This is a genomic window from Kitasatospora sp. NPDC018058 (assembly GCF_044327205.1).
In the GTDB taxonomy this organism is placed as follows: Bacteria; Actinomycetota; Actinomycetes; order Streptomycetales; family Streptomycetaceae; genus Kitasatospora.
Genome location: NZ_JBIRFA010000011.1, coordinates 1 through 15,398 on the forward strand (window position 1 = coordinate 1; position 15,398 = coordinate 15,398).

Here is a 15,398-nt window from a genome sequence, read left to right on the forward strand (position 1 = left end):
GTCTGGAAACCGGTGCCCTCCGCACCGATCATCCGGTCCGCCGGGATCCGCACATTGTCGAAGTACACCTCACGCGTCGGCGAGCCCTTGATACCGAGCTTCTTCTCCGGCGCGCCGAAGGACACACCCTCGTCGCCCTTCTCCACCACGAACGCCGAAATGCCCTTCGAGCGCTTCTCCGGGTCGGTCACCGCCATCACGGTGTAGAACTCCGACACACCCGCGTTGGTGATCCACCGCTTCACACCGTTCAGCACCCAGAAGTCACCGTCACGCACCGCCCGGGTCTTCATCCCCGCCGCGTCCGAACCCGCCTCCGGCTCCGACAGGCAGTACGAGAACATCCCCTCACCCCGCGCCAGCGCCCCCAGGTACTTCGCCTTCAGCTCCTCCGAGCCCGACAGCTGCACCGGCAGCGAGCCCAGCTTGTTCACCGCCGGGATCAGCGAGGACGAGCCGCACACCCGCGCGACCTCCTCGATCACGATCACCGTCGCCAGCGCGTCCGCCCCCGCACCGCCGTACTCCTCCGGCACGTGCACCGCGTGCAGGTCATTGCCCCGCAGCGCGTCCAGCGCCTCCTGCGGGAACCGCCCCTGCTCGTCCACCTCCGCCGCGAACGGCGCGATCTTCGCCTCGGCCAGCGAACGCACCGCCTCGCGAAGCATCTCGTGCTCCTCGGAGATACGGAAGAGATCGAAGTCAGCGCTGCCCGCCATGATGCCTGCCTCGTGGTCCAGTGACCGAAGTCTGATCGACGTCGAATCCGGGGTTAACTACCGTTCAGTAGAGATCCTAGGGCTCCGACCTGCGGCTGCCTAGCGCCCTCCGGAGGCGGGCGATCCCTGCCGGCCCCGGCCGGGCGGATAGCATCAGGGCACCTCTACTGGTCGAACCCGCAACTCAAGGGGAACCCGTGACCCTGCGCATCTCCGTGATCGGCACCGGCTACCTCGGCGCCACGCATGCCGCCGCGATGGCGGAGTTCGGCTTCGAGGTGCTGGGCCTGGACATCGATCCCGACAAGATCGCCACGCTCACCGCCGGCCGTGTCCCGATGTACGAGCCGGGACTGTCCGAGCTGCTGCTCAAGCACGTGGCCGGGCACGAGGGCTCGACGGGGCGGCTGCGCTTCACCACCTCCGCCAAGGAGGCCGCGGAGTTCGGCGACGTGCACTTCATCTGCGTCAACACCCCGCAGCGCAAGGGCGAGTTCGCCGCCGACATGTCGTACGTGGACACCGCGATCGAGGACCTGGCGCCGCACCTGACCCGCCCGGCCCTGGTGGTCGGCAAGTCCACCGTCCCGGTCGGCTCGGCGGCCCGGCTGGCCGAGCGGCTGGCCGCGCTGGCACCGGTCGGCGAGGGCGCCGAACTCGCCTGGAACCCGGAGTTCCTGCGCGAGGGCTTCGCCGTCCAGGACACCCTGCGGCCGGACCGGATCGTGGTCGGCGCCCAGAGCGAGCGGGCCGAGCGGCTGCTGCGCGAGGTGTACGCCGAGCCGATCGCGGCCGGCGTGCCGTTCCTGGTCACCGACTTCGCGACCGCCGAGCTGGTCAAGGCCGCCGCCAACTCCTTCCTGGCCACCAAGATCTCCTTCATCAACGCGATGGCCGAGGTCTGCGAGGCGGCCGGCGCGGACGTCACCCAGCTCAGCAAGGCGCTCTCCTACGACGAGCGGATCGGCGGCAAGTTCCTCAACTCCGGTCTCGGCTTCGGCGGCGGCTGCCTGCCCAAGGACATCCGGGCGTTCATGGCCCGGGCCGGCGAACTCGGCGCCGACCAGGCGCTGACCTTCCTGCGCGAGGTCGACTCGATCAACATGCGGCGCCGCTCCCGGATGGTCGAGCTGGCCCGCGAGCAGTGCGGCGGCGGATTCCTGGGCCGCCGGGTCGCCGTCCTCGGCGCCGCCTTCAAGCCCAACTCGGACGACATCCGGGACTCCCCCGCCCTCAACGTGGCCGCCCAGATCCAGCTCCAGGGCGCCCAGGTCACCGTCTACGACCCGAAGGCCGTGGACAACGCCCGCAAGATGTTCCCCTCACTCGCCTACGCCGGCTCCGCCCTGGAGGCGGCCGAGGGCGCCCACGTCGTCCTCCACCTCACCGAGTGGGCCGAGTTCCGCGAGCTGGACCCGGCCGAGCTCGGCGCCGTCGTCGCCGAACGCCGCCTCCTCGACGGCCGCAACGTCCTGGACGCCGAAGCCTGGCGCGCCGCCGGCTGGACCTACCGCGCCCTGGGCCGCCCCAGCTGACACCCCGGCCCCGAGCCGAGCGCGCCCGCCCCCAGGACATCCCGGGGCGGGCGCTTCCGTGCCGCGAGGACAATATTTGAACCCGTTCAAGACGTGTGCGAGGATCTGCGCACGCGCTGTCCGTGCTGATCGGGAACGACCGGGGGGTCCTTCATGCACGTCGAACGTCGGGACAGATGGCTCACCCGGCTGTCCGTCTCCTTCCTGGCCGTCGCCCTGATCACGGCCGTCGCCTACTTCGGTTTCTGCGCGCTCACCTCGGGCGAGGTCGGCAAGCCCTCCGCGGTCAGCTGCTCGGACGTCATGAAGTTCGCCGGCGCCTCGATGCCCGCGCAGGCCACCGGGGCCAGCTGCACGGACACCGGCGGCTGGATGGACCGGGGGTACACGGCCGAGTTCACGATGCCCCAAACCGACCTGGCGCAGCGGCTGACGACGGCCTTCCCGCGCGTGCGGCTGACCGGGGACCGCGCCGAAGGCCTGGACTTCGCCAACAGCCAGGAGACCAACGAGGCCCGGCCGAGCGGGCAGGCCATGTTCCTGGAGTTGAAGGCCACCTACACCGCCGGGAGCACCGCTCGCGTCACGCTTGAGGCGTTCAACTCCTGAGCCCGCAGAGGCCGAGGAATCCCGGACCCGCGGTCGTCGTTGAGAGCGGCATGACGAGCTACGGCGACGAAGCGACGGTCCGCGAGATCCTCACCGGCACCGGAGACACCTGGGCCGTGGTCGGCCTCTCCACCAACACCGCCAGGGCCGCCTACAGGGTGGCCCGGGTCCTGCAGCGCTACGGCAAGCGGATCGTGCCGGTGCACCCGAAGGCCGAGACGGTGCTCGGCGAGCCCGGGTACGCCTCACTCGCCGAAATTCCGTTCCCGGTCGACGTCGTCGACGTGTTCGTGAACAGCGCGCTGGCCGGGGAGGTGGCCGACCAGGCGGTGGCGGTCGGGGCGAAGGCGGTCTGGTTCCAGCTCGGGGTGGTCGACGAGGCCGCGTACGAGCGCACTCGGGCCGCAGGGGTCTCGATGGTGATGGACAGGTGCCCGGCCATCGAGATCCCCCGGCTCGGCTAGGAACGCGGGCTCAGCCGTCCAGCTGGGCGATGGTGGCGATGGACGGGCGGCGGGTGGTGCGCAGCGTCGCGGCGACCGCTTCGGCGTCGCGCAGGACGCGGACGGCGTTGTGCCAGGTGAGCTTGGCGAGGTCCGCCTCCGACCAGTGGCGGCCGAGGAGTTCGGCGACCAGGTTGGGGTAGCCGGCCACCGAGTCGAGGCCGTCCGGCAGGAAGGCGGTGCCGTCGAAGTCGCCGCCGATGCCGATGTGGTCGATACCGGCCACCTCGCGCATGTGGTCGAGGTGGTCGGCGACGGTGGCCGGGGTGGCGATCGGGCGCGGGTTGGCGGCCTCGAAGGCGCGCTGGCGCTCCATCGCGGGCGGGGTGGTGTCCAGCGGGTGGAAGCCGTGGGCGCGCATGTTCTCGTCGGCGGCCAGGGTCCACTCGATGGCGGCGGGCAGGATGAACTTGGGGACGAAGGTCGCCATCGCCACACCGCCGTTGGCGGGCAGCTGGGCGAGCACGTCGTCCGGGATGTTGCGCGGGTGGTCGCAGACCGTCCGCGAGGAGGAGTGCGAGAAGACGACGGGCGCCTCGGTGACCCGCAGGGCGTCCCGCATGGTGTCGGCGGAGACGTGCGAGAGGTCGACCAGCATGCCGAGCCGGTTCATCTCCCGGACGACCTCCTCGCCGAACCGGGTCAGCCCGCCGGCCACCGGCTTGTCGGTCGCGGAGTCCGCCCACGGCACGTTGTCGTTGTGGGTGAGCGTCAGGTAGCGCACCCCGAGCTCGTACAGGGCGCGCAGGGTGGCCAGCGAGCAGTCGATGGAGTGGCCGCCCTCGGCGCCCATCAGCGAGGCGATCCGGCCCTCGGCGCGGGCGGCCTCCATGTCGGCGGCGGTACGGGCCAGGCGCAGCCGGTCGGGGTAGCGCTCGACCAGGGCGTGGACGAAGTCGACCTGCTCCAGGGTGGCGCTCACCGCGTGGTCGCCGGCCAGCGAGGCGGGGACGTAGACGGACCAGAACTGCGCGCCGACGCCGCCCTCCGCGAGGCGGGCGAGGTCGGTGTGCAGGCGGTCGCTCTGGTCGGCGGCGAGGTCGAGCGCGCCGAGGTCGTACCCGGCCTGCTCGCGCATCGCCCAGGGGAGGTCGTTGTGACCGTCCACCACGGGGGCGGTGCGGAGCAGGGCCCGGGCGCGGTCCAGCGGGGTGGGGGAGTCCGTCTGAGGAGTCATACGGGCTGTTCTACCCCACCCCCACCAGCGGGGTTACTTGCCGAAACCGAAGGAGGTGGATCCGGCCACCTTGGCCCGGAGCTTCTTGCCCTTCTCGGTGGCCTGGCTGTTCAGCTCGGCCTGGAAGTCGGTCATCTTCTCGGCGAGGTCGGTGTCGAAGGCGGCGAGCATCCGGACCGCGAGCAGGCCCGCGTTGCGCGCGCCGGCCACCGAGACGGTGGCCACCGGAACGCCGGCCGGCATCTGGACGATCGACAACAGGCTGTCCATGCCGTCCAGGTAGCGCAGCGGCACCGGCACGCCGATGACCGGCAGCGGGGTGACGGAGGCCAGCATGCCCGGCAGGTGGGCCGCGCCGCCGGCGCCGGCGATGATCGCCTTCAGACCGCGCTTGTGGGCGTTCTCGCCGTACGCGACCATCTCGCGGGGCATCCGGTGGGCCGAGACGACGTCCACCTCGTAGGGGATCTCGAACTCGTCCAGGGCCTGGGCGGCGGCCTCCATGACCGGCCAGTCGGAGTCCGAGCCCATCACGATGCCAACAACCGGGGATGTCATTCGGTGATCGTTCCTCGCAGGTAGGCGGCCGCATGGCGGGCGCGCTCGCGGACGTCGTCGAGGTCGTCCCCGAAGACGTTGACGTGGCCGACCTTGCGGCCGGGCTTCACGTCCTTCCCGTACATGTGGATCCGCAGCCCGGGGTCGCGGGCCATGCAGTGCAGGAAGGCGTGGTACATGTCCGGGTAGTCGCCGCCGAGGACGTTGACCATGACGGTCCACTTGGCGCGCGGCCGGGGGTCGCCGAGCGGGAGGTCGAGGACGGCCCGCAGGTGGTTCTCGAACTGCGAGGTGACCGCGCCGTCCTGGGTCCAGTGCCCGGAGTTGTGCGGGCGCATGGCCAGTTCGTTGACCAGGATGCGGCCGTCCCGGGTCTGGAACAGCTCGACGGCCAGGTGGCCGACGATGCCGAGCTCGCCGGCGATCCGCAGGGCGAGCTGCTGGGCCTCGTCGGAGAGGGCGGGGTCGAGGTCCGGCGCGGGGGCGGTGACCTCGGCGCAGACGCCGTTCTCCTGGACGCTCTCGACCACCGGGTAGGCGACGGCCTGGCCGCTGGGCGAGCGGACCACGTTGGCGGCCAGCTCGCGGACGAAGTCGACCTTCTCCTCGGCCAGCACGGGGACGCCGGCCAGGAACGGCGCCTGCGCTTCCTGCTCGTCGTCGACGACCCAGACGCCCTTGCCGTCGTAGCCGCCGCGGACGGTCTTCAGCACGACGGGGTAGCCGGAGCCCTCGTCGGCGAAGGCGGTCACGTCGGCCGGGTCGGCGACGATCCGGTGCCGGGGGCAGGGCACGTCGATGGAGTCGAGCTTGGCCCGCATCACGCCCTTGTCCTGGGCGTTGACCAGCGCGTCCGGACCGGGGCGGACGGCGGTGCCGTCGGCCTCCAGGGCCCGCAGGTGCTCGGTCGGCACGTGCTCGTGGTCGAAGGTGATGACGTCGCACCCGGCCGCGAAGCGGCGCAGGGTGTCGAGGTCGCGGTAGTCACCGAGGACGACCTCGGAGACCACCTGCGAGGCGGAGTCCTGCGGCGTGTCGGCGAGGAGCTTGAACCTGACCCCGAGCGGGATGCCCGCCTGGTGTGCCATGCGGGCCAGCTGCCCGCCACCGATCATGCCCACCACTGGAAAATTCACATTGCCCGGGGAAGTCACGCGGCCCAGGATATCCGGGCCGGTGGGGGGCCATTGAGCCGCGGTGGGGCCGTGAGTAGTGGACGCGCGTAGATGTCAACCCCCGTCCCGGACGGCTGAGCCGTTCGGTGGAAGCAGGTAGCCTGGGCGGCTAGGTCCTCGTCCGCGCGGTCGGATCATGTGCGTGCACGCAGGGCTCAAGGGGTGGTCGCGTCCCAGCGATCCGTCCTTTCGACCCACGTACACATGGAGGCCACCCGGTATGGCGACGACCGCAGCTTCGCACCCCTCGCTCATGCAGAAACTGCGTGGGCTCAGGGTTGAGGCGGTGAAGTTCGGCATCGTCGGCCTGACCGGCGTGGTCGTCAACGCCGGCGTCTTCTGGGTCTGCCTGAAGGCGACCGGTCCGGTCAACTCCCTCTCGGGCTACATCGCCACCAGCGTCGCGATCGGCACCAACTACCTCGGCTACCGCTACTGGCTCTACCGCGACCGGGACGCGGCCTCGCGCAAGCGCGAGATCACCCTCTTCCTGATCTTCAGCGCCATCGGCATGCTGATCGAGAACGGCATCAACGCCTTCTCGGTGCACGTGCTCGGCTATCACTCGGCCACCAGCCAGCTGATCGCCAAGAACGTGATCGGCCTGATCGCCGGTACGGCTTTCCGGTTCTTCTCCTACCGGACGTGGGTCTTCAAGGCGCTGCCGGAGACCGGGCAGGACGGCGACGCCGCCAGCGGCCAGGAGCTCGCCGCCCAGGCCGAGCTGATACTGGCCGCCGAGCAGGTCCGTTACGCCAAGGCCGAGTAGGCCCCCCGCCTGAAGGCCCGATGGGCCCCCGCCTGCCGGGCCCGCCTCCACCGGAGGACAGCGGCCGCCGATCACGGCCGGTGCGGACGATCGAGGCCGAGCGGGGCCCAGGAGGATCGCCACGGCTGCCCCGAGCCTGACTAGTCCTCGTGACTGCGGCCCAGGAAGAGCGCGAACACCGCGGGCTTCAGCGAGAGCAGTTCCAGCCGACCGCCGTCCGCCTCCGCGAGGTCGCGGGCGACGGCCAGGCCGATGCCGGTGGAGTTGCGGCCGCTGACCGCGCGTTCGAACACCCGGTTGCCGAGGTCGGCCGGCACCCCGGCGCCCTGGTCCTGCACCTCGACCACCACGGAGGTGCCGGAGGGCCGGACCCGCAGGGTGATCGTCCCGGCGCCGTGCATCAGCGAGTTCTCGATCAGGGTGGCGAGCACCTGGGCCACCGTCCCCGGGGTACCGACCGCGGTGACCCCGTGCAGGCCCTCCAGGGACAGCACCCGGCCCTGCTCGCGCAGTGTCGGGCCCCACTCCTCCACCTGCTGCTTGATCACCTCGTCCAGGTCGAAGGCGACGGCGGTGGGGCTGCGCGGGTCGCGCTGGGTGGTGAGCAGCCGCTGGACCACGTCGGTGAGCCGCTCGACCTGCTGGAGGGCGATGGTCGCCTCCTCCTTGACGGTCTCCGGCTCCTCGGCGAGGGCGGTGATCTCCTCCAGCCGCATGGACAGCGCGGTGAGCGGGGTGCGCAGCTGGTGCGAGGCGTCGGCGGCGAGCCGGCGCTCGGCGGTGAGCATCCGGGCGATCCGCTCGGCGCTGGTGTCCAGCACCTCGGCGACCCGGTCCAGTTCGGGCACGCCGTAGCGGCGGTCGCGCGGGCGCGGGTCGCCGGAGCCGAGCCGCTCGGCGGTCTCGGCGAGGTCGGTGAGCGGCCGGGCGAGCCGCTTGGCCTGCCAGACGGCGAGCGCGACGGCGGCCTGGACGGCGAGCAGCGCGACCACGCCGAGCAGCAGCAGCATGTTGGCGATCTCGTGGTCGACGTCCTCACGGGACTGCTCGACGGTGACGGTCTCGCCGCCGTTGATGCCGTGCTCGACGGCCTTCAGCAGGTGGTTCCCGGCCGGGCGGTCACCGGCCGAGACCACCTGCTGGCCGGGGATCTGCACCTCGACGTAGCTGCCCTCGGTGACCTGGCTCTCGAAGACGCGCCCTTCTCTGACCGACTCGCCCGCGGCGAGCCGGCTCTCCACCAGGGCGAGCACCCGGACGGCGGCCGCGTCCACCCGGTCCTGGGCCGAGCTGACGATGGTGCGCTTCTCGACCAGGGCGAGCGGCACGCAGAACACCACGACGACGACCAGGACGACGACCAGCAGCGAGTTGATCATCCGGCGTTTCACGCTGCTGCTCCCCGAGGTGTTCCGCTTCATCGGCCGACGCCCGGCCTCGATCTCCGTACGGGGCTAATTCTTCTCGAACCGGAACCCCACTCCGCGCACGGTGGCGATGTAGCGCGGGTTCGCCGCGTCGTCGCCGAGCTTCTTGCGGAGCCAGGAGATGTGCATGTCCAGGGTCTTGGTCGAGGTCCACCACGTGGTGTCCCAGACCTGTCGCATGATCTCCTCGCGGGTGACCACCCGGCCGGCGTCGCGGACCAGGACGCGCAGCAGCTCGAACTCCTTGGCGGAGAGGGTCAGCTCCTCCTCGCCGAGCCAGGCGCGGTGGGACTCGATGTCGATCTTCACCCCGTGCGCACCGGTGGTGAGCTGGTCCACGTTGCCGCGCCGGAGCAGGGCCCGGACGCGGGCGAGCAGTTCGGCCAGGCGGAAGGGCTTGGTGACGTAGTCGTCGGCACCGGCGTCCAGGCCGACCACGGTGTCCACCTCGTCCGCGCGGGCGGTGAGCACCAGGACGGGGCAGCTCTTGCCGTCGGCGCGCAGACGGCGGCAGACCTCAAGGCCGTCCATCTCGGGCAGGCCGAGGTCCAGGACGACGAGGTCGACCTCCTCGGTGAGGCCGGCGGCCAGTGCCGTCGGGCCGTCCTCGCGGACAAGCACCTCATAGCCCTCGCGTCGCAGGGCCCTGGCGAGCGGTTCGGAGATCGCCGGATCGTCCTCGGCGAGCAGCACACAGGTCATGTGGTGATGGTAGTCCGCCGGGGTATGCGCGTACGCCCTGTGAGGTAGTTCACAGAGCGTGATCGTTATACAGGGGCCATTCGGGGGTCAACGGAGCGTTGCCGACCGGCCGTTCGGCGAGAAATCCCCCTTTGGATCTTGAAACCCAAGGAAGAGATGCCTGTCTACCATGGATCAATCGGGCGGATCCGTTGCCAACTTTGTTATTAACCCGGCTGATTCACGGCGTTTGTCATCTGATAACGCCAAATATCGCCACGTAGAGTGGTTCAAGTCCACGTCCGCCGCCACCCCCCCAGGCGGACGCTGTCAGGCAAGGAACCACTACTCATGGCGTCTACGACCCTGGACTCCGGCCTCAAGTCGGCCACTCCCAGCGGCAAGACCTTCCTCGGGCACCCCCGCGGGCTCGCCACTCTCTTCATGAGCGAGATGTGGGAGCGCTTCAGCTACTACGGCATGCGCGCCCTGCTGGTGCTCTACATGACCGCCTCCCTCGCGGACGGCGGCCTCGGCATGAAGATGGCCGTCGCCACCGCCATCTACAGCGTCTACACGGCGATGGTCTACCTGCTCGCCCTCCCGGGCGGCTGGATCGCGGACCGCTTCCTCGGCGCCCGCAAGACCGTGGCGGTCGGCGGCACGATCATCATGATCGGCCACTTCCTGCTGGCCGTGCCGTTCAGCGGCTCGTTCTTCGCCGGCCTCGCCTTCATCGCGATCGGCTCCGGCCTGCTCAAGGCCAACATCTCCACGATGGTCGGCCACCTGTACGACGGCCCGAACGATCCGCGTCGCGACGGTGGCTTCACCGTCTTCTACATGGGCATCAACCTCGGCGCCTTCGCGGCCCCGCTGGTCATCGGCACCGTCGGCCAGAACGTCAGCTGGCACCTCGGCTTCGCCCTGGCCGGCGTCGGCATGGCCCTCGGCCTGGGCCAGTTCCTGCTCGGCACCCGCCACCTGAGCCCCAAGAGCGACGTCGTCGCCTCGCCGATCTCCGCGGACGAGAAGCGCTCGATCTTCATGAAGGCCGGCATCTGGCTGGGCATCGCGGCGGTCATCTACGGCGCGCTCGTCGCGAGCGGCTCCTTCACCATCGACTGGGTGCTCTGGCCGCTGTCCATCGCGGGCATCGCGATCCCGGTCTTCGTCTTCGCCAAGGTGAAGCGCGACAAGGACCTCGACGCCACCGAGCAGTCCCGGATGAGCGGCTACATCTGGTTCTTCGTCGCCGCCGCCGTGTTCTGGATGATCTACGACCAGTCCGGCTCGACGCTGAGCATCTTCGCGGACGACCACACCGCGTCCACGCTGTTCGGGTTCGACTTCCCGTCCAGCTGGTTCCAGTCGCTCAACCCGCTGTACATCATGGCGCTGGCCCCGGTCTTCGCCTGGTTCTGGGTCGCCCTGGCCCGCCGGTCGAAGAACCCCAGCACCACCACGAAGTTCGCCTTCGGTCTGCTGATGATCGGCGCCTCCTTCATCGTCATGATGCTGGCGATGGCCGCCGCCACCGGCGGCACCAAGGTCACCCCGCTGTGGCTGGCCATGGTCTACCTGGTCCAGACCGTCGGTGAGCTCACGCTCTCCCCCGTCGGCCTGTCCGTCACCACCAAGCTGGCGCCCACCAAGTACGCCAGCCAGATGATGGGTGTCTGGTTCCTCGCCGTCACCGCGGGCGACTGTGTCGCCGCCATCTTCCAGCTCGTGCTGGGTGACGACGTGGTCGGCAGCACCACGTACTTCGCCGTGCAGGGCGCCATGGCGATCGTCGCCGGTGTCGCGCTGTGGCTGTACCGCAAGCGGGTCGTCAAGCTCATGGGCGACGTGCACTGACGTCCGTCCCTCCCGCTCCGGGGCCGCCGTGGATTCCTGAGATCCACGGCGGCCCCGGTCGTTTCCCCCCTCGGATATTCCTCTCGACGGGGCCGGGCCGGGTGTGCCTAGAGTGCCCGGCATGACGACCGACTCGTTGCCCCGCCAGTTAGCCCGCACCCGGCAGTTCACCCTGGGCGTCCCCGTCCAGCCGGAGCCCACCGCCGACGGCACCACCGTGCTCTTCCTGCGCAGCCGCGGCGGCACCGACCGGCTCACCCGCCTCTGGGCGCTGGACACCGACAGCGGCGCGGAGCGGCTGATCGCCGACCCGGCCGCGCTGGGCTCCGCGACCGGCATCGCCTCGTACAGCACCGATGCCGACGGACGACTCGCCGCTTTCGCGCTGGACGGCGCACTGTGGCTCGCCGACACCTCCGACGGCACCGTCCGCACCGTCCCGACCACCGGTGAACCGGAGGAGCCGCGGCTCGACCCGACCGGCCACCGGATCGCGTACGTCAGCGGCGGCGCCCTGCGGGTGGTCGGCGTCGACGGTACGGACGACCGCGCGCTCGCCGAGCCCGAGGCCGAGGACGTCTCGTACGGCCTCGCCGAGTACGTCGCCGCCGAGGAGATGTACCGCACCCGCGGCCACTGGTGGTCCCCCGACGGCACCGCGCTGCTGGTCGCCCGGGTCGACCAGCGCCCGGTCACCCGGTTGCACCTGGCCGACCCCACCGATCCCCGGCAGCCGCCGCGCGCCATCCGCTACCCGCTGGCCGGCACCGCCAACGCCGACGTCTCACTCTGGCTGCTCGGCCTCGACGGGCGCCGCACCGAGGTCCGCTGGGACCGCGCCGCCTTCGAGTACGTCACGGCCGCCGGCTGGGACGGTCACGGCCCGTACGCCGCCGTGCAGAGCCGCGACCAGCGCACCGTCCGCACCCTGGCGATCAAACCGGACGGCGCCACCCGGGTGCTCGCCGAACGCGATGACCCGCACTGGATCGAACTGCTCCCCGGCCTGCCGGTCCGGACGGCGGGCGGCGCGCTGGTCGACACCGCCGACGACGGCGACACCCGGCATCTGACCGTCGACGGCAAGCCGGTCACGCCGGCCGGCCTGCAACTGCGGGCCGTCCTCGGGACGGAAGGCGAGCAGGTGCTGTTCACCGCCTCCGAGGAGCCCACCGAGACCCACCTCTGGCAGTACGAACCGGACACCGGCCTGCGGAAGCTGAGCGACGGGCCGGGCCTGCACGCCGGCGTGCGGCGCGGCGGGACACTGGTGCTCACCACCCGGGTCGCGGGCCACCCCGGCGGCCGCTCCACCGTCCTGCGCGAGGGCCGCCCCGCGCTGCCGCTCGAATCGCACGCCGAACCGCCCGTCCTCGCCGCCCGGCCCGAGCTCCTCCGGCTCGGCCCGCGCGAGCTGCGCGCCGCGCTCTACCTGCCCGCCGCCCACCGCCCCGGCGCGGGCCCGCTGCCCGTCCTGCTCGACCCGTACGGCGGCCCGGCCATGCAGAAGGTCACCACCGGCGGCCCCTGGCACGAGCAGGTGTCCCAGTGGTTCGCCGACCAGGGCTTCGCGGTGCTGGTGGTGGACGGGCGCGGCACCCCCGGGCGCGGGCCACGGTGGGACAAGAGGATCTGGGGCGACAAAGCCGGGCCCGCGTTGGAGGACCAGATCGAGGCCCTGCACGAGACCGACCGACTGCGGCCCGGACTGCTCGACCTCGACCAGGTCGGCATCCGCGGCTGGTCCTACGGCGGCTTCCTCGCCGCCCTCGCGGTGCTGCGGCGCCCGGACGTCTTCCACGCCGCTTCGGCCGGGGCCGCGCCCACCGACCACAGGATGTACGACACCCACTGGCAGGAACGCTTCCTCGGCCACCCCGACGAGCACCCCGAGCACTACGACTCCTGCGACCTGATCGCCGACGCACCGAAGCTCAGCCGCCCGCTGCTGCTGATCCAGGGCCTCGCGGACGACAACGTCTTCCCCGCCCACACCCTGCGGCTCTCCAGTGCCCTCCTCGCCGCCGGCCGCCCCCACGAGGTCCTGCCGCTGCGCGGCGCCGGACACCGACCCACCGACGAGGCGGCGGTGGAGAACCTGCTGCGGCACGAACTGTACTTCCTGCGCAGGTCGTTGGGCATGGAATGAGCAGGTGGGCCACCGGTCGCTTCGCCCCGTTGAGCCGACGGGGCGAAGCGACGGAACGACTCAGCCTCGGAGTGACACCGGGTTCTCCGGACTTTCCAGCCACACGGTGTGGCCCTCGGGCCCGGCCGTGAGGCCAAAGCGGCCCACCGCCTGGGTTGGCGGTCGTGGCGGTTGGATGGGCGGCGACGTCCGATCCGATCAGGGCATCCGCTGGGGCGGACGCCCCCTCAACACCGCAGCCTGACCAACCGCGAACCGCAGCCCCCGAGCGCCGAAGGGGGCAAGTTCAGGAGAAGGACAGCGACAGAAGGATGACTCAGGAGGCGGACGGTTCGATCTCCCCCGCAAAGACGATGACCTGGTCGATGAGGCTCCGCCGCAGATGGACGACGTCCGTTCCCGCCAGGCGGGGACCTCCATCCGGCGTGGTAAAGACCCACTGGTACCGGGCCCACTCGTCAGGCATGTCCACCTCCGAGCAGCGCGCCATCGTGCCGGTCCCCGCCGGGTGGCGCCGGATGTCCAGCACGAACCGCTCGACCGCCGCGATTCCTTCGCTGCGACCCAACGGCCCCCAGAAGACCACGTCTGAGGTCAGAGCCTGGGAGAGCAGGGCAGTCACATAGCTGTCGTCCGAGGCGTTGAACGCGGAGATGAACGTGTCGATCGCGGAGCGTGCAATCTCTTCCTGCATGCCCTAGTAATACCAGCCGTTTCGCGTGCGCTCGTCCCGCGAGCCGCCTTCCGATCACGGTGAACCATCCCGGTCACAGCACTAACCAGCCTGGCTCTCATGACCAGTTCTGTGTGGCAGAAATCCAGCTTCAGCGAAGCAGCCAGCAACTGCGTCGAGGTGCGCGCACGTGAAGGGGTGATCGGGCTCCGGAAGTTCGACGAGGGTGATGTCATCGTCCGCACCATGCGCCTCAAGTTCGCCAACTTCCTTCAGGGCGCCAAGGCCGGCGAGTTCGACCACCTGATCGCCGACGCCTGAGCGCAAAGCCCCCGCGCCCGCCACCCCGGGGGCGCGGGGGCCTTCCGCCGTCCGGGCCTCAGACCTCCCGGACGCCTGCCCGCCAGACCGCCGCCGTGAGCGGAACGCCCGGGCGGTAGGCCAGGTGGACGTGCGAGGGGGCGTCCAGCAGCAGCAGGTCCGCCCGCGAGCCGACCGCGATCGTGCCCACGTCGCTGCGCCGCAGCGCGTGCGCGCCGCCCGCCGTCGCCGCCCAGATCGCCTCGTCCGGCGTCATCCCCATCTCCCGCACCGCCACCGCGATGCAGAAGGCCATCGAACTCGTGAAGCTGGAGCCCGGGTTGCAGTCGGTGGACAGCGCCACCACCGCGCCCGCGTCCAGCAGCCGACGGCCGCTCGGGTACTCGGCGCGGGTGGAGAACTCCGCCCCCGGCAGCAGGGTCGCGACCGTCCCCGAGCCGGCCAGCGCCGCCACGTCCTCGTCCGTCAGGTGGGTGCAGTGGTCCGCCGAGGCGGCCCCCAGCTCGACGGCGAGCTGCACGCCCGGCCCGTAGGTGAGCTGGTTGGCGTGCACCCGGGGGGTGAGGCCGCGCTCGATGCCGGCGGTGAGGACCGCCCGCGCCTGGTCGCCGTCGAAGGCGCCCTTCTCGCAGAACACGTCCACCCATCGGGCGTGCGGGGCGCAGGCGTCCAGCATCTCGCCGGTGACCAGGTCGACGTAGCCGGCCGGGTCCTCGGCGTACTCGGGGGCCACGATGTGCGCACCCAGGTAGGTGGTCTCCGGGGTGTGCTTCGCGGCGATCCGCAGCGCCCGGGCCTCGTCCTCGACCGTCAGTCCGTAGCCGGACTTGCACTCGATGGTGGTGGTGCCCTGGCGCAGCGCCTCCCGGACGAACCCGGCCAGGTTCGCCTCCAGTTCGGCATCACTCGCCGCCCGGGTGGCCGCCACCGTGGTGCGGATGCCGCCCGCCGAGTAGGACTGCCCGGACATCCGGGCGTTGAACTCGGCGGTGCGGTCGCCCGCGAACACCAGGTGGGCGTGCGAGTCGACGAAGCCGGGCAGCAGCGCCCGGCCCTCGGCGTCGAACCGCTCGTCCGCCGCCGGGGCCTGCGCCGCCGGGCCGACCCAGGCGACGGTGTCGCCGTCGACCACCACGGCCGCGTCGGTCAGCAGACCGAGCGGCCCGGTGCCGTGCCCGGGGTCGTTGGTGACCAGGCTGCCGATGCCCGTGATCAAGGTGGTCCTGGAGCTCAAGACAACGC

15 protein-coding genes are annotated in these 15,398 nt (G+C 71.1%); 7 read left to right on the plus strand and 8 right to left on the minus strand.

Features of this window, described 5'->3' with window-relative positions; translation table 11 throughout:
• Window positions 1-719: acyl-CoA dehydrogenase family protein (locus ACH4E7_RS17220; protein ID WP_396249889.1), on the minus strand; the 719-nt coding region annotated here is incomplete at its 3' end.
• 197 nt (window positions 720-916) lie between these two features.
• On the opposite strand from ACH4E7_RS17220, the gene ACH4E7_RS17225 reads away from it, so the two are divergent.
• The 3 genes from ACH4E7_RS17225 to ACH4E7_RS17235 all read left to right on the plus strand — a co-directional run bounded on the left by ACH4E7_RS17225 (window position 917) and on the right by ACH4E7_RS17235 (window position 3,327).
• On the plus strand, window positions 917-2,254 hold the full coding sequence (locus ACH4E7_RS17225; RefSeq protein WP_396249890.1) for a UDP-glucose dehydrogenase family protein: 1,338 nt from the start codon (window positions 917-919) through the stop codon (window positions 2,252-2,254).
• Between the two features lie 153 nt (window positions 2,255-2,407).
• Window positions 2,408-2,863, plus strand: a complete 456-nt coding sequence (locus ACH4E7_RS17230; protein WP_396249891.1) for a hypothetical protein — start codon at window positions 2,408-2,410, stop codon at window positions 2,861-2,863.
• A gap of 50 nt (window positions 2,864-2,913) precedes the next feature.
• Window positions 2,914-3,327: a CoA-binding protein gene (locus ACH4E7_RS17235; protein WP_396249892.1), complete on the plus strand. Its 414-nt coding sequence runs from the start codon at window positions 2,914-2,916 to the stop codon at window positions 3,325-3,327.
• Between the two features lie 10 nt (window positions 3,328-3,337).
• Here ACH4E7_RS17235 and ACH4E7_RS17240 read toward each other — a convergent pair whose 3' ends face one another.
• From ACH4E7_RS17240 to ACH4E7_RS17250, 3 genes are read right to left on the minus strand one after another with little or no spacing between them, the layout of a single operon-like run.
• Entirely contained in the window at window positions 3,338-4,543 is a 1,206-nt protein-coding gene (locus ACH4E7_RS17240; RefSeq protein ID WP_396249893.1) for a dipeptidase, read from the minus strand.
• Between the two features lie 33 nt (window positions 4,544-4,576).
• Window positions 4,577-5,101: a 5-(carboxyamino)imidazole ribonucleotide mutase gene (gene purE, locus ACH4E7_RS17245; protein WP_396249894.1), complete on the minus strand. Its 525-nt coding sequence runs from the start codon at window positions 5,099-5,101 to the stop codon at window positions 4,577-4,579.
• Window positions 5,098-6,237: a 5-(carboxyamino)imidazole ribonucleotide synthase gene (locus ACH4E7_RS17250; protein ID WP_396249895.1), complete on the minus strand. Its 1,140-nt coding sequence runs from the start codon at window positions 6,235-6,237 to the stop codon at window positions 5,098-5,100. Before ACH4E7_RS17250 ends, purE begins: the two co-directional genes overlap by 4 nt.
• Window positions 6,238-6,529: 292 nt before the next feature.
• Here ACH4E7_RS17250 and ACH4E7_RS17255 point away from each other — a divergent pair, with 292 nt between their 5' ends.
• The gene (locus ACH4E7_RS17255) at window positions 6,530-7,045 is read left to right on the plus strand and encodes a GtrA family protein (RefSeq protein ID WP_396249896.1); all 516 of its coding nucleotides are present in this window, start codon (window positions 6,530-6,532) and stop codon (window positions 7,043-7,045) included.
• A 140-nt stretch (window positions 7,046-7,185) separates the two neighbouring features.
• On the opposite strand, the gene ACH4E7_RS17260 is transcribed toward ACH4E7_RS17255, so the two are convergent.
• Window positions 7,186-8,436: an ATP-binding protein gene (locus ACH4E7_RS17260; RefSeq protein ID WP_396249897.1), complete on the minus strand. Its 1,251-nt coding sequence runs from the start codon at window positions 8,434-8,436 to the stop codon at window positions 7,186-7,188.
• A gap of 63 nt (window positions 8,437-8,499) precedes the next feature.
• On the minus strand, window positions 8,500-9,174 hold the full coding sequence (locus ACH4E7_RS17265) for a response regulator transcription factor (protein ID WP_030290974.1): 675 nt from the start codon (window positions 9,172-9,174) through the stop codon (window positions 8,500-8,502).
• A 330-nt stretch (window positions 9,175-9,504) separates the two neighbouring features.
• Between ACH4E7_RS17265 and ACH4E7_RS17270 the strand changes: the two genes are divergently transcribed.
• Both ACH4E7_RS17270 and ACH4E7_RS17275 read left to right on the plus strand, forming a co-directional pair.
• Window positions 9,505-11,013: a peptide MFS transporter gene (locus ACH4E7_RS17270; RefSeq protein WP_396249898.1), complete on the plus strand. Its 1,509-nt coding sequence runs from the start codon at window positions 9,505-9,507 to the stop codon at window positions 11,011-11,013.
• 121 nt (window positions 11,014-11,134) lie between these two features.
• The gene (locus tag ACH4E7_RS17275; RefSeq protein ID WP_396249899.1) at window positions 11,135-13,162 is read left to right on the plus strand and encodes a prolyl oligopeptidase family serine peptidase; all 2,028 of its coding nucleotides are present in this window, start codon (window positions 11,135-11,137) and stop codon (window positions 13,160-13,162) included.
• Window positions 13,163-13,478: 316 nt separating this feature from the next.
• On the opposite strand, the gene ACH4E7_RS17280 is transcribed toward ACH4E7_RS17275, so the two are convergent.
• Entirely contained in the window at window positions 13,479-13,856 is a 378-nt protein-coding gene (locus ACH4E7_RS17280; protein ID WP_396249900.1) for a nuclear transport factor 2 family protein, read from the minus strand.
• A gap of 99 nt (window positions 13,857-13,955) precedes the next feature.
• Between ACH4E7_RS17280 and ACH4E7_RS17285 the strand changes: the two genes are divergently transcribed.
• Complete coding sequence (locus tag ACH4E7_RS17285) at window positions 13,956-14,156, plus strand: DUF397 domain-containing protein (protein ID WP_396249901.1); 201 nt, start codon at window positions 13,956-13,958, stop codon at window positions 14,154-14,156.
• A gap of 58 nt (window positions 14,157-14,214) precedes the next feature.
• On the opposite strand, the gene hutI is transcribed toward ACH4E7_RS17285, so the two are convergent.
• A complete protein-coding gene (gene hutI / locus ACH4E7_RS17290; RefSeq protein WP_396249902.1) occupies window positions 14,215-15,390 on the minus strand; it encodes an imidazolonepropionase in 1,176 nt (391 codons plus the stop codon).
• Window positions 15,391-15,398 lie beyond the last annotated feature (8 nt).

Bases quoted from the DNA above. Each gene is read 5' to 3' on its own strand.
- ACH4E7_RS17265 (WP_030290974.1), bottom strand. From the start codon at position 9,174: ATGACCTGTGTGCTGCTCGCCGAGGACGATCCGGCGATCTCCGAACCG.
- ACH4E7_RS17280 (WP_396249900.1), bottom strand. From the start codon at position 13,856: ATGCAGGAAGAGATTGCACGCTCCGCGATCGACACGTTCATCTCCGCG.
- ACH4E7_RS17240 (WP_396249893.1), bottom strand. From the start codon at position 4,543: ATGACTCCTCAGACGGACTCCCCCACCCCGCTGGACCGCGCCCGGGCC.
- ACH4E7_RS17270 (WP_396249898.1), top strand. From the start codon at position 9,505: ATGGCGTCTACGACCCTGGACTCCGGCCTCAAGTCGGCCACTCCCAGC.
- ACH4E7_RS17275 (WP_396249899.1), top strand. From the start codon at position 11,135: ATGACGACCGACTCGTTGCCCCGCCAGTTAGCCCGCACCCGGCAGTTC.
- ACH4E7_RS17230 (WP_396249891.1), top strand. From the start codon at position 2,408: ATGCACGTCGAACGTCGGGACAGATGGCTCACCCGGCTGTCCGTCTCC.
- ACH4E7_RS17235 (WP_396249892.1), top strand. From the start codon at position 2,914: ATGACGAGCTACGGCGACGAAGCGACGGTCCGCGAGATCCTCACCGGC.
- purE (WP_396249894.1), bottom strand. From the start codon at position 5,101: ATGACATCCCCGGTTGTTGGCATCGTGATGGGCTCGGACTCCGACTGG.
- ACH4E7_RS17255 (WP_396249896.1), top strand. From the start codon at position 6,530: ATGCAGAAACTGCGTGGGCTCAGGGTTGAGGCGGTGAAGTTCGGCATC.
- ACH4E7_RS17285 (WP_396249901.1), top strand. From the start codon at position 13,956: ATGACCAGTTCTGTGTGGCAGAAATCCAGCTTCAGCGAAGCAGCCAGC.